This window comes from Weissella paramesenteroides (assembly GCF_036327715.1).
Classification (GTDB): domain Bacteria; phylum Bacillota; class Bacilli; order Lactobacillales; family Lactobacillaceae; genus Weissella; species Weissella paramesenteroides.
Genome location: NZ_CP130559.1, coordinates 142764 through 156629 on the forward strand (window position 1 = coordinate 142764; position 13866 = coordinate 156629).

At 37.6% G+C, this 13866-nt stretch carries 13 protein-coding genes and 1 other annotated feature; of the genes, 11 read left to right on the top strand and 2 right to left on the bottom strand.

From position 1 onward, the window contains the following. Nucleotides 1-49: 49 nt before the first annotated feature. Nucleotides 50-301 carry a GlsB/YeaQ/YmgE family stress response membrane protein gene (locus QRX23_RS00685; protein WP_251939542.1) on the top strand — a complete coding sequence of 84 codons (252 nt, stop codon included), beginning with the start codon at nucleotides 50-52 and terminating at the stop codon, nucleotides 299-301. A 15-nt stretch (nucleotides 302-316) separates the two neighbouring features. After that, a complete protein-coding gene (locus QRX23_RS00690) occupies nucleotides 317-979 on the top strand; it encodes a hypothetical protein (RefSeq protein WP_330155581.1) in 663 nt (220 codons plus the stop codon). A 76-nt stretch (nucleotides 980-1055) separates the two neighbouring features. On the opposite strand, the gene QRX23_RS00695 is transcribed toward QRX23_RS00690, so the two are convergent. Continuing rightward, the gene (locus QRX23_RS00695) at nucleotides 1056-1898 is read right to left on the bottom strand and encodes a MurR/RpiR family transcriptional regulator (protein WP_330155582.1); all 843 of its coding nucleotides are present in this window, start codon (nucleotides 1896-1898) and stop codon (nucleotides 1056-1058) included. 152 nt (nucleotides 1899-2050) lie between these two features. On the opposite strand from QRX23_RS00695, the gene gnd reads away from it, so the two are divergent. The 9 genes from gnd to QRX23_RS00740 all read left to right on the top strand — a co-directional run bounded on the left by gnd (nucleotide 2051) and on the right by QRX23_RS00740 (nucleotide 12408). After that, a complete protein-coding gene (gene gnd, locus QRX23_RS00700) occupies nucleotides 2051-2959 on the top strand; it encodes a phosphogluconate dehydrogenase (NAD(+)-dependent, decarboxylating) (protein WP_140837312.1) in 909 nt (302 codons plus the stop codon). A 328-nt stretch (nucleotides 2960-3287) separates the two neighbouring features. Continuing rightward, entirely contained in the window at nucleotides 3288-3992 is a 705-nt protein-coding gene (locus QRX23_RS00705; protein ID WP_330155583.1) for an FGGY family carbohydrate kinase, read from the top strand. Between the two features lie 613 nt (nucleotides 3993-4605). Next, complete coding sequence (gene tyrS, locus QRX23_RS00710) at nucleotides 4606-5865, top strand: tyrosine--tRNA ligase (protein WP_330155584.1); 1260 nt, start codon at nucleotides 4606-4608, stop codon at nucleotides 5863-5865. 267 nt (nucleotides 5866-6132) lie between these two features. Continuing rightward, nucleotides 6133-6364: a binding site (T-box leader), on the top strand. A 93-nt stretch (nucleotides 6365-6457) separates the two neighbouring features. After that, nucleotides 6458-8152, top strand: coding sequence for a peptide ABC transporter substrate-binding protein (locus QRX23_RS00715; RefSeq protein WP_330155585.1), 1695 nt, complete (start codon nucleotides 6458-6460; stop codon nucleotides 8150-8152). Nucleotides 8153-8191: 39 nt separating this feature from the next. Then, on the top strand, nucleotides 8192-9133 hold the full coding sequence (locus QRX23_RS00720; RefSeq protein ID WP_408068652.1) for an ABC transporter permease: 942 nt from the start codon (nucleotides 8192-8194) through the stop codon (nucleotides 9131-9133). 13 nt (nucleotides 9134-9146) lie between these two features. Further along, complete coding sequence (locus tag QRX23_RS00725) at nucleotides 9147-10094, top strand: ABC transporter permease (RefSeq protein WP_330155587.1); 948 nt, start codon at nucleotides 9147-9149, stop codon at nucleotides 10092-10094. Nucleotides 10095-10111: 17 nt separating this feature from the next. Next, entirely contained in the window at nucleotides 10112-10474 is a 363-nt protein-coding gene (locus QRX23_RS00730; protein WP_330155588.1) for a hypothetical protein, read from the top strand. Nucleotides 10475-10478: 4 nt separating this feature from the next. Next, entirely contained in the window at nucleotides 10479-11534 is a 1056-nt protein-coding gene (locus QRX23_RS00735) for an ABC transporter ATP-binding protein (RefSeq protein ID WP_330155589.1), read from the top strand. Next, nucleotides 11527-12408 carry an ATP-binding cassette domain-containing protein gene (locus QRX23_RS00740; protein ID WP_330155590.1) on the top strand — a complete coding sequence of 294 codons (882 nt, stop codon included), beginning with the start codon at nucleotides 11527-11529 and terminating at the stop codon, nucleotides 12406-12408. Before QRX23_RS00735 ends, QRX23_RS00740 begins: the two co-directional genes overlap by 8 nt. 129 nt (nucleotides 12409-12537) lie before the next feature. Here QRX23_RS00740 and QRX23_RS00745 read toward each other — a convergent pair whose 3' ends face one another. Beyond that, a complete protein-coding gene (locus QRX23_RS00745; protein WP_330155591.1) occupies nucleotides 12538-13476 on the bottom strand; it encodes a VanZ family protein in 939 nt (312 codons plus the stop codon). Nucleotides 13477-13866: the final 390 nt, after the last annotated feature.

Sequence of the window (13866 nt, forward strand, 5' to 3'; positions counted from 1 at the left end):
ATTGTAACACAGGTTGTGACGATAGTTTAGGATGAGAAAGGAGATAGCGATGTTTCATTTAATTTGGGTACTTATTGTTGGTGCCGTTATTGGTGCTATTGCAGGGGCTGTGACAAAACATGGTGGTTCCATGGGTTGGATTGCCAATATTGTTGCTGGTCTAGTTGGCTCATGGCTTGGTGAGTTAGTATTGGGATCATGGGGGCCAAACGTTGCAGGCATGGCGCTTATCCCATCGATTATTGGGGCGGTCATTGTCGTTATCCTAGTTTCTTGGCTACTTAGTCGAGCAGATAGGTGATAAAAGAGGTATATTGTGGTTAAACAAGGACATTATGCAGGAGTAAGCACTAATAAAAAAAGTCGTCAGTTGAAACAGCGTGCACAACGTCAAGTAAATGCTGAGATCGATCTTTCAGAAGTAGCTGATTTTTTGCAAGGTCGCTATGTATTAACGCAACATGCAACGTCTGCTTTAGTTGATGAAACGATGCAACGCTTTTTAGCGGAATGGGGTCAACAAACAGCTACCAGTACTGTAGATAGTAATCTATGGGACATGGATAAGATAACGATCCAGACACTAGCTCGAATTGCTAGTAAAGTACCTTGGCAATTTTATGCAATTATTGTGGGTCAGTGGTCAAAGTTTTCTCATTTTATTATAAAAGAAGTGCCAGCGTTGCCTACTAAAAATGCGGTTCGTCTGACAAACAAGGATGTGGATATTACCAGTGTTGTTAGTCAACAACTAGCTGTAAATTGGTACCTTAGTCGTTTCGCAGGAACTAGCCAATTGGCGACGGTTACCAATGCAAATATTCAAGACTTATCAAAGTCATTCATCAGTCATGGTGCACTCGATTGGCAGAATGTTGCCGTTGTTTATTCTACAACACCATTTACAGTTGACGCTGACGATACACAATTAAACCAGTGGCTACAATCGCTAGTTGCATTATCACCAGAACAATTATAAATATTATCAAAAAAAGCCTTAACTCAACAAAAGTTAGGGCTTTTTATATATAATATAAGTGTTTTCTAAACAGATATTACTCACGACTATCTTCAATTGTTACGCGTATTTTATCTACAACAGCTTGCGTTTTATCTCCTAATTGCACACCAACCAGCGTGAATAAACTATCCATAATGGTTAATTGGGCAATTAAAGATGACATTGATTCACTACGAATGTTAACTTCCTCTGCTGCACTAGCTAAAGTCAATGAGGCGAGTTTTGCTAATTCAGACTTTGGGTATCCTGTAATCGCAATGATTTTAACGTTGTTTGCTTTTAACTGTCTAGCAAGATTTAATGTGCCGTGATTACGACCTGAATGAGAGATAACGATTGCCACGTCCTGTTCAGTCATGTGAACAGCTTGCATTAATTGCACATCATAGTCGGGATGCTGTTCAATGTGCAAGGGTGTCCTTAAAAATTTATGGTAGCCATTTAAAGCGACAATAGATGAACCACCGATACCAAATAAACCGACGTGTTGTGCATTGATCAACCAGTCAGTTGCTAGTGACCAATCGTCTGCTTTAATAAGGTTTACGGTTGCTTCAAGGGCGTTTTCTGCCCCGCTAAATACTTTTTGAACAATTTCGTTTTGGTCATCAGTTTGGTCAATTTCGCCGAAAAAACTATTTTCGGGAGCGGGTACGCTAGCCAAACTTAATGAAAATTCACGAAATGAACCAAAACCAACCCGTTTAACAAATCGGGAAACGGTTGCTGTCGATAAGCCAACGGCATTAGCCAGCTCTTGAATGGTTAATGAACGAATTTCGTTGGGGTTTTTTAAGATGAATGCAGCGATTTTATTATCTGATCCAGTTAATTGGTCACGCATTGACCGTATTCGAGCAAATCCTGATTGTGCCATAATTTCTCCTTCTTTACCTTATTATGTCACAAAATTGAACAAACTCAAATAGCTTATGAAAAGATTTTACAACAAAAAGCTTGCATTATGAAAAACTTTTGCATTATAATAATGGAGTAGAGAAAAAACAAAAGGAAAAAAGGGGTACAGACATGAAGTTCGCAATGATCGGCCTTGGTAAGATGGGCTTGAACTTGGTAAAAAATGCTGTTGATAATGGTCATGAGGTAGTTGCTTATGATTTGAGTGCAGATTCAGTAAAGGAAGCTGACTCATATTCAGACGCTGTTACTGGTGTTACTGACTTAGACGACATGTTGGCAGCTTTGCCATCACCAAAAGTTGTTTGGGTAATGGTTCCAGCTGGTAAGCCAACTAACTCAACAATCGATACATTGATCGAAAAGCTAGACGCTGGCGACATCATCATCGATGGTGGAAACTCAAACTACAAGGATAACTTGGAGCAAAACAAGCGTACTTCTGCTGCAGGTATCAAGTTCTTTGATGCGGGTACTTCAGGTGGTATGTCAGGTGCTCGTAACGGTGGAAACTTCATGATCGGTGGAGATGACGCTGAAGCATGGAAGACTATCGAACCTTTGTTCGAAGCCATTGCTGAAAAAGATGGTTACCTATACACTGGTGAATTAGGTTCAGGTCACTACTTGAAGATGGTTCACAATGGTATTGAGTATGGTATGATGCAAGCTATTGCTGAAGGTTTCGAAGTTTTGGAAGCTTCACAATACGATTACGACTACGAAGCTGTTGCTAAGTTGTGGAACCACGGTTCAGTTATCCGTTCATGGTTGATGGAATTGGCTGAAGAGCAATTCTCAAAGGATCCTAAGCTAGACAAGATTTCAGGTGTTATGCACTCATCTGGTGAAGGTAAGTGGACGATTGAAGAGTCATTGGACTTGCAAGTACCAGCACCTGTTATTGCTTTGTCATTAATGATGCGTTACCGTTCATTACAAGAAGACACATTTACTGGTAAGGTTGTGTCAGCATTACGTAACGGATTCGGTGGACATGCTATGGACGCTGCAAAGTAATTTTTACTTTGTCCGACCTATAAAATATTTTTGATTGTGAAAGTGGAGACTGAGACATTAAAATGTGTCAGTCTCTTTTTTTGCTAAAAATGCCTTAGTTATGAGTATGTCAATTTTATAGCATAAACAACTTTTATCTCGCTCTTAAACGCGTTCCAAAAGTCTGAAGCCTCAATGTAACGCAATTTACGCCATTCCTGTCCTTCGCTCTGCTACGGCCAAAAATAGCGTAAATCAACGTTACACACCGGCTTCAAAACAACTTTTGTCTCGCTCTCTTTTTTTGTCGTACTAGCGTATAATAATAGTATTACTTAGAGGAGTTATTATGAAATATACACTAACAGTTGATGTATCTTTGTTATCAATTAAAACGACACTTATTGATGAAAATAATGCACAACATCAAGTTGAATTGCCGGTATCAACGACAGATACAGAACGTGCAGCCATCACACCAGATAAAATTTTTAATCAGATGATTAGCGCGATTAGAAAAGCTAATGAAGTATTGTTGGACAGTCCAACATCTAAAATTGAGGAAGTTATCCTTTCAGAAATTTCCATCGATGGTTTAATGCCACTTGATAAGGATTTTGCATCATTAATGCCAGTGATTTATGGGAAAGATACACAAAAATACGTCGATGCGTTAACGATGAATGGGGTTACCGGACAACTGCAACGTAAAATGGGGTTATCCCTATTAGACACGACGCCATTAGTCTTAATTTTATGGTTGAAGAACGAACAACCAGATGTATATGAACAGGCTGCACATTATATGAGCTTACAAAGTTACATCATTTATCGTTTATTTGGTAAAAATATTACTTCGCGAGCATATGCTGCACGAACTGGTCTATATAATTTGGTTACCGATGAATGGGATGCCCAAGCATTGGCATTATCGGGACTAACTGCGGAAAATTTGCCTGCAGTGACCGACTTTTCAGATAAAACATTTACCGTTTCAGATGAATTTGCGACACAAACAGGAATTAGCGTTCTTCCAACATTTCACCTTAAATAAAATATGCTATAATAATTACTGTTATCGGGGATGCAGTTGGCCAAGGGGTGATGTCCTAGGGCCGCCTTTATGGAAGGTGCAATGCCTTGCTGTCCGATAATGGTTTTGTTGAGGTTGTGAAGGAGCCTCAACAAGGCGGAAGGAGTTCTAAGACGGGATTCTTAGAACAAAAGGGGATTGTTAATGGGGTGGTGCCCGTTAACATGATATGGTGAAAACGTATAAGCGGTACGTGGTGGTCCGCTTATGCACAAAGAGGCCTGCGCTCATTTAGTGAGAGAGGCCTCTTTTCTTTTGCTTTTAAAAATGGTCATTCCTAGAAAAATTATGCTATAATCGTTTTATCGTGTATGACATTCAGTAGAAAAATTGGTGGACATTCAGAGAATTAGTGGCTGCTGTGAACTAATCAAACCAATTAACGAATTACAGTCAGTACAGTGCATGAGCGAGGTCCTCACGTTACGAGGATATAAGTGGTCACATAGGTGACAATTTAGGTGGTACCGCGTTTAACAGCGCCCTAAGCAGGATTAAATTCTTGGTTAGGGCGCTTTTTGATTTAATCCATCATTTTTAAAGTACATACATAAACAAATTGGAGGAATAGCAAATGGCAGCAGATATTTTAAATGAATTAGCTTGGCGTGGAGCAATTAATCAAGTTACTGACGAAGATGGGTTACGTCATTTAATCAGTCAGGAGTCAATTGGTCTTTATGTGGGAATTGATCCAACTGGTGATTCAATGCATATTGGACATTTGATTCCCTTTATGATTTTAAAGAGATTTCAACTAGTTGGTCACAAGCCGGTCATTGTTGTTGGTGGTGGAACTGGTTCAATTGGTGATCCTTCAGGAAAGAAATCAGAACGTAAATTATTGTCACAAGAAGATGTGGCAGCTAACGTCGAAAAAATCCGCGCCCAAATGGTTAAACTATTTGGTGAAAATGAATTTACAATCGTTAATAACTACGATTGGTTAGGTAAGATGTCATTGTTGGGGATGCTTCGTGATTACGGTAAACTATTTTCAGTGAATACAATGTTGGCAAAAGATGTTGTGGCCTCACGACTAGAGGCAGGTATTTCGTTCACAGAATTTACTTACCAAATTTTGCAAGCGATTGATTTTTACGAGTTATACAAGCGCGAACATGTACGCCTACAAATTGGTGGTTCTGACCAGTGGGGAAACATTACCAATGGGGTTGACTTGATCCATAAGCTTGTTGACAGCGAGGCACCTGCGTTTGGCTTAACGGTCCCATTATTGTTGAAGGCTGACGGTACCAAGTTTGGTAAAACTGAAGGTGGTGCAGTATGGTTAGATCCTGAAAAGACCACACCGTTTGAGTTTTACCAGTTCTGGCTAAATACAGCCGATGCTGACGTTGAAAAGATGTTAAAGTACTTTACCTTCTTGTCACAAGAAGAAATTAACGACCTCGTAGCCGAATTATCAGAAAACGCTGCTGCCCGTCATGCACAACGTCGTTTGGCTCAGGAAGTAACCACATTTGTACATGGTGAAGAAGCAATGCATACTGCAGAAGTTATGACAAATGTTTTGTTTGGTAATGCTGATGTGGCATCTTTGTCAACAGATGAAGTTGCTGTCTTGGCAGGAAATGTGCCAACGTTTGAAATTGAAAATGATAAAATCGGCTTGTTAGACTTAGTGGTTGCAGCTGGTTTAGAGAAATCAAAGACAGCTGCCCGTCGCTCGGTTAAGGATGGTGCAGTTCGTATTAACGGTGTACAAATCAAAGACGAAGATGCAATTATCGATCCTGCTGATAAGTATGATGGTAAATATGTGATTGTTAAGCGCGGTAAAAAGAAGTGGGCTGTTGCTGTTGTAAAGTAGCCTGCTGATGCTTGTTGGTTTATAGAAAGTTAATGTGTAAAAAATTAATCTTAATTAGTTGAGGTTGTCTGTAATCCCTCTGGAATGGTGTTTTTACCACTTCAGAGGGATTTATTTTTGTGATAAATGTAAATAACATTAAAAATAAATTTGATTTTTCTAATAAAGATTATATAATACCAATTAAGGTATTTTTAATGTCACTATTAATTCAATGGTTGTATATGTTTTGGTTTTAATTATATCCTTTATGTTATGAATTTAAATGAAATTGCAAAAATCGAGAAGAGTAATTGTGATTAAGGTATACAGAGAAGCTTGTTTGGTGAAAAAAGCTAACCTGAGGCATAGTGAAGATGAACTCGTAGTAATAAGTGCGTGCAAGCGACACTTACGGTAGGATCCGTTATTATCCGATGTTAAGACTGATTAGTCTGAGCTTTTGAGGTGATCTTTGGATCATAAATAAAGGTGGTACCACGAAATTTTCGTCCTTACTCATATTGAGTAAGGACTTTTTTATTGTCGTATTCGTCGTTAAAAATACCATGATTATACGTGGCAATACATATGATGAGGAGGGGAAATTAAGATGAGAATTAATCATAATGTGAAAAATTTATTACTAGTTACTGCAATTATATTTCCAACGGTAGAGTTTATAGGTGGTGGTGTGCAGAATGTCAGTGCTGATTCAGATAAAAAAACACTAAACTTGGTTGAAAAATCAGACCCAACAACAGTCGACGTCAATGACGTTCGTAATGCCAATGAATTTGATATCCTAAACGCTACGCAAGAAGGCCTTTTTCGTATTAACTCAAAGAATGGTAAGGATAAACTTGAATTGGCAGGGGCTAAGTCATATGAAATTTCTAAGGATGGACTGACGTATACATTCCATTTACGTAATTCTAAGTGGTCGGATGGTAAATCTGTAGTTGCTCAAAATTATGTTGACTCAGCTTTACGAGAGTTGAATCCTAAAAATGGGTTTGCCTATGCCACGCTTGGTTATGATATTAAAAATGCCGAGGCATACAATACTGGGAAAGCACCAGCTTCATCAGTAGGTGTTTCTGCACCCGACAAGAAAACATTTAAGATTACACTAGCTCATCCAACTGAAAATTTTTTGAAAAAGTATTCTAATGTCGCCTTTTATCCGGTTCGCTTAGATTTGATTAATAAGCAAGGAAATAAAAAATGGAAAACGGATTGGAAAGATCAGGTATCTAATGGTGCATTCAAAATTACGCAGTGGAAGACTGACGATAAGATTGTATTAACTAAAAATAAAAAGTTTTGGAATAACAAGCAGGTTAAGCTTAATAAGGTTAAGTATATTACGACTGAAAAGTCATCAACAGTTTCCTCACTACTACAGTCTGGTCAGTTGGATTCAGTCGTTGCTTCTGGTACCGATGCTCTAAATTATAAAAAAGCAGCAAAGAGTAGCAAGGTGAATGTCAAAAGTCAGCTGGGATCTGGAACCAACTTATTAGTATTTAATCAAAAAACAGGTGGTACACAAGGCTTGTTGAAAAATGCTAAGATTCGTGAAGCAATCAGTCTGGCAATTAATCGTACAAAATATAATAAGGTGTTAAGTGATGGTCAAGAGCAACCAGCAAAAGGGTATATTCCTGGAAGTGTGACTGTCGGTACGACAAATTACCGTAAGTCAGCTGGTAATATTTTGGCACAGCCTGAAAAGGAATATAACTCATCAACTAAATTGAAGAAGCTATTCCAAGAAGGGTTAAAAGAGTTAGGAAAGTCAACTGATTTGAGTAGAGTAAAATTAGTATTTTTGACGACAAACGATAGTAGTGATGACGCTGATTTAATATCTTATTTAAAGCAAGAATTTAAAGATGAATTAGGCGTTACAGTGAAAGCAAGTTCACAATCGGATACTGCTTCATTTGTTTCTAAGCGAGATAAAGGGAATTATGACCTACTCTCAAATGGTTGGTATGGTGATTATAATGATCCGGAAACATTCTTATCACTCTGGTCATCTAATAATGGCTTCCAGCGTTTCTTTGGTGGTTATAAGAGTGATGAATACGATAAGTTGTTTGCGACATTGCAGAATACCAAAGATGCCAAGCAACGTCTTCAAATTTATGAACAATTAGAAAAGATTTTGGTATCTAAAGACTTTGGTGTCGCACCAACTACCGTGCCGAAAACAAAGGTTTTTGTCTCTTCATCTGTGAAGGGATTGCAGACGCCTGTATTTGGTCCAACATACAACTATGTATATGCATATAAGAAATAATTATTATATCGGGAGAGGGGAAATAGAATCTTGTTGAGAATGATTGCAAAGCGCGCAGTAGAATTACTAATTTCTCTTTTTCTGATTGCAACTGCAACGTTTTTTTTACTAGCTGCTATACCGGGTGATGCATTATCAGCGCAAACAGATCGTTTACCAGAAGAAGCACGTGCCCAAGTATACAAAAATTCTGGCCTGGATAAGCCAGTATTAGAACGCTATGTTATAACGGTTAATAATATGCTACATGGTGAATTTGGTGAATCAATCGTGACACCAGGTGAAACTTTATCAGGTGCTTTAAAAGAAAAGTTGCCAGCATCTGCCCGGTTGGGATTACAACAAATGATCATAGGAATTCCTTTAGGACTACTTTTAGGAATCCTAGCCGCGGTATATAAAAATACCTGGATTGATCGCTCAGTAACTGTTATTAGTCTTTTGTTAATATCGGTTCCTAGCCTGGTATTGGGTTTGTTACTACAAAGTTTTTTCGGTGGCAAATTGGGGCTTTTTCCAATCATTGGATGGCCAGAAGGTTCTCAAATGTGGTTGGGCGGTTGGTCGTATACAATATTGCCAACTATCGCTGGGGGCATGAGCTATATCGCGGCATACGCCCGTCTTTTGAAGAACTCTATGCTAGATGTTTTAAGTAGTAATTATATTCAGACCGCTTATGCTAAGGGAATTTCAGGTAGGAAGGTCATTATGCATCATGTGGTTCGCAATGCATTTATTCCTTTGATTACATCATTACCAGTAACGATTGCTTTTGGTATTACTGGTTCGGTTTTTATTGAGAGTATTTTTGTGATTCCTGGTATTGGACAGTTTTTCGTCCAGGCATTAACAAATCGGGATGTTCCCATTATTTTAGGTGAAACAGTCTTCTTAGCCACAATTTATATTGTGTCCTTATTTGTAACGGATGTTTTTTATACGTTAGTTGATCCACGTATAAAATTAGTTGATGAATAGAGGGGATGAGTCAATGAGTCAAGATATTAATGCAACGGCGGAAACAGAATTTCGATTAGTAACTGTTGCACAAAGAAAAGTTCTTTCCCAAGAGGAGTCTGAAAATAATGCAACGACTAGTGTCAGTTTTAGTAGGCAGTTTGCAAAAAAATTTTTTAGTGAACGTATCAGTACGATTTGGCTAATCATTTTGTGTTTGATAGTTTTGATTGCAATTTTTGGAGGAGCAATTTACGGATATGATCCAAATAGAATCAATTCAGAATTACAAAATCAAGCGCCAAGTTTGTCACACTTGTTTGGGACTGATCGTTTAGGGAGAGATATTTTTGTTCGTGCTTCTGCGGGGGTAAGAGTTTCATTGATGGTGGCAATTGTAAGTACTGCACTGTCGATAGTTTTTGGTACTATTTATGGCGTTACCATGGCTTTTATTGGTGGAAAAACGGATGCCATCATGTTACGAATTATTGAAATTTTTAATTCAATTCCAAGCCTTTTGATTACTATGATTTTGATGGCAATTTTAGGTAATGGTGTGATCACTATGTTATTTGCCCTTGCTGTCACTTCGTGGGCAGGAGCAGCTAGACAAACTCGTGGGTTAGTTAAACAGTTGAAAAATTTGGATTATGTAACGGCAGCTAAGATGTTAAATACTCCTTTATGGAAAATTACTTTAAAGCATTTTGTTCCAAATATGATGAGCATTTTAATTTTAGATATCGGACGAAGTATTCCAGATAATATTTTTGCTGAAGCTAGTTTAAGTTTCTTAGGGTTAGGATTACAGCCCCCAAATACTAGTTTAGGTATTTTGATTTCAGTCGGACAAGAGCAGATGTTGCAACATCCTTATCAATTGTATATTCCAATTGTTATTTTGGTTTTGCTTGTATTGGCTTTTAACATTGTTGGTGATGGCATTCGTGATGCTCTTGATCCACGTTATAGTGTTTAGAAAGGAGCTTGTTTAAGTTGCTTGATGAAAACAAAAAAGTGAAAACGATGGGAATTTTTATAGGCTCTCTTATTTTGGGGAGTTTAATTGCAGTATTTATGAGCTTAAAAATTTATCATCACCTTTCATACATTTATTTAATTTGGACAATGAATAGCATCTTTTCTGTAACCTTTGGGCTATTATTGCTGATTTTAGCAATATATTTGCTTACTAACACTAGTGACAAAAAAACAATTTTTAAAAGTGGTCAGCGAATTAAGCGATTGCTACATCGTACTGGATCACCTTTCATGTTTAATCTTCTTAGACTTGTGGGGTTAAATCTTTGTCTGCTAATGGTACTAGAATTTTTAAATCGTTTATTAGCGGAGGGGTGAAATTTTGAATGAAAAAGTAGTTACTGTCAAAAATTTGCAAGTTACGCTGGATGTTGCGGGGCAACCTCTTTACGCAACTCGCGGCATTGATTTTGACTTGTATCAAGGAGAAACACTAGCTATCGTCGGTGAATCAGGTTCTGGTAAATCAATCGCAATGCACGCCTTAATGGGTTTGTTACCTGCGAAGAGTCAAGTCAGCGCAGATTATTTACAGGTATTTGATCGAGATATTTTGAGTTTATCTAAAAAAGAGTTGCAGCAAGTTAGGGGCAGACAAATTGGATTGATATCTCAAGATGCTCTAAGTGCTTTAAACCCGACAATGCGAGTGGGAAAACAAATTTTGGAAGCAGCAATTGCCCATCAACATATCAATAAAAGTGACGCAAAGAAGAAAGTCTATGAGCAGCTATCTGCTGTTGGTATTGCAGAGCCAAAAATTGCCTATCGTAAGTATCCACATGAATTTTCAGGAGGACAACTGCAAAGAATAGTGATTGCAATGGCATTGATTTCACGGCCTGATATATTGATTGCTGATGAACCAACAACTGCATTGGATGTCACGACACAGGCAAATATTTTAAAACTCCTAAGACAACAGCAAAAAGAGCTGAACCTATCCGTTATTTTTATTACACATAATCTGGCCGTTGCAGCAAACTTAGCCGATCGGGTGGCAGTTATGTATGCCGGGAAAATTATAGAGATTGGTAAAACTCGAGAAATCTTTTATAACCCGCAACATCCTTACACTTGGGGGTTGTTGGAAGCAGTACCTGAAGATAAAGTGGGTAACAATCAATTATTTACTTTACCTGGAAATCCACCAGATTTACGTTTTCCTCCAAAGGGGGATGCTTTTGCTGCACGTAATCCGTATGCACTAGCCATTGACTTTAATCAAGAACCTACTTTTTTTAAAGTTAGTTCAACTCACTTTGCTAAAACGTGGTTATTGGATAATCGTTCACCGGCATATGAGCCACCAGTAGAAATTAAAGAACGTTGGCAGCAATTCGAACAAATGACCGAGGGGAGAAAGTTTTATGACTGACGATACAGTATTTGACGTTCAGCATTTGACGGTAACATTTGGTAAAAAGAAAAACGCACGGGATGCTGTTAAAGATATTTCATTTACCCTTAAACAGGGTGAGATTTTAGGGCTTGTTGGTGAATCAGGTAGTGGCAAGACAACAACGACTCGTGTTTTAACACGTTTGTTATCACCAACGAGTGGAGAAGTTAAGTATAAGGGAACGGATGTGAAACGTTTTAATGCAAAACAACGTGAGGAATTTCGACGACAAGTTCAAATGGTTTTTCAAAACCCTTTTGATTCTTTAAATCCTCGACTTCGAGTTGGTGAGATTATTGCTGAAGGAATTGATAATTTTAAACTTGCTAATAATAAAGCTGATCGTGAAAAGCAAGTTATTGATTTGTTGCAGGCAGTTGGTTTGCCGAAAAATGCTATTGATCGCTATCCGCATGAATTTTCAGGTGGTCAACGGCAGAGAATCGGTATTGCCCGTGCCTTAGCGGTTCAGCCTAGTATTTTATGTTTGGATGAACCCGTATCAGCATTGGATGTTTCAGTCCAAGCGCAAATAATTAATTTACTCAAATCATTACGTGTTAAACGTGACCTGACTTTCTTGTTTATTGCCCATGATTTGTCGGTTGTGAATTATATTAGTGACCGAATTTTAGTTATGTTTCAAGGAAGAATAGTTGAAAGTGGTCCGACAAGGGTAGTTTATCAAAATCCGTTACATCCATATACGCAGTCTTTGTTGTCTGCAGTTCCAACAACCAAGCTTGATTCACCAATTACTTATGAACCGTATCAAGGACAACAGCTAGGCGTACAAGGTGATTTTGTTGAAAGAGAACCACAGCATTGGGTTTTGGAGAATGATATTTAGACTATCATAAAGAAGCAATTGTTCGAATAAAAAATTAAGTAAACATAAAGCGGGTGAGACATTATTTTTGTCTCACCCGCTTTTTTTATATTCTAAATTAATCCTTGTGCCACGTGTGGGTTTTCATTATTAAATAATTCGTCCTAGCATGGTCATCCATGTTGGTAGCACAAAGTTAATACAGCTAATCAATGATAAATTACGTAGGATTAATCGCCAATTTTTTTGTTGCGCTGTTTTTACTGTCGTTTGAATAAGTTGCTGTCCAATTGTACTTGATGTTAATGCGGGTATCATTCCCCAAATCAATAAATTTGCGAAAAAGTTAATGGTTGCTAAGTGGTTTGGGAAAAAGCTATGTAGCAAGATGCAAATAAGAATGTTCAGTGTGATATTGAGTGTAAAGGATAGTGTCTGATGAATAAAGGTCACACGATCCCGATTATTGATCACTAAGTGCTCTATTCGCTCACGAGAAGGGATTAATTTATCAAGTAGTGGTACAAAAATCCAACCAATCACACCACCCAGGGTATTTAGAATTAAATCATCGACATCAAATAAGCGATATGGACGAGCGTAGATATGATAAAGTCCAGTTAGCTGGGTTATTTCAAAGAAAGAGGTTAGCAAGATAGTGAGCAGCAATGTGGTTCTAAATGATTTTTTGTAGTAAAAACGTAGGTAAATACCAAATGGCACGGTTAGAAAAATATTGAGAACAACTTGACTAACAGTAGCATCACTTAGACCGGCAATTAAACTACCACCATGCAAAAGTGGATTACTTGAAATAAATGACTTAATTATTTTTAGTGGATCAAGGTTCATGGTTGGGTAATCAATGGCGATTAAGTGTTGAATATACCGTTCAGAAGGCAATGGTAAATTAACAACGAAAAAAGCACTTGTTAGATAGAAAATAAAACTAAATGTCATGATGGTATGCCAAAGTGTCACACGATCATATCTACGATACTGATAAAACATAAACGGTAGATATAATATTAGGCAGATAATTGGGAAAACAATAATGGCATCTAAAATTGGTTGTTCAAACACGCTCATAAGCAGGACCTCCTTGTTCAATTTTTTAAGTAATGATTGGTGAGTTATTTTAGTCGCTAAACTTAAAAAATAAATTAAGAAAGTTGATTATGACAGTATATTCAGCATTATTTAAATGAGCTAAAAGAAAGATTATTAAAATAAGATTAAAATAAAGTGTTGACATTCAAATTTTTAGGTGCATAATAAAGGACATCAAACAAAAACGGAGATAAATCGTATGACAAAGACAATGATGAACAACACAAACAATGCGTTATTACGCGGCTTAATTTTAGACTTGATTATTATCAGCTAAAAGGGTCGTGCAATTTGTGTCGGCCTTAAAAAGGGGCCGACTAGTTTATCACTGAATTGTTATTCGTGAACCGCTAGTTAGGATTTTTCCAA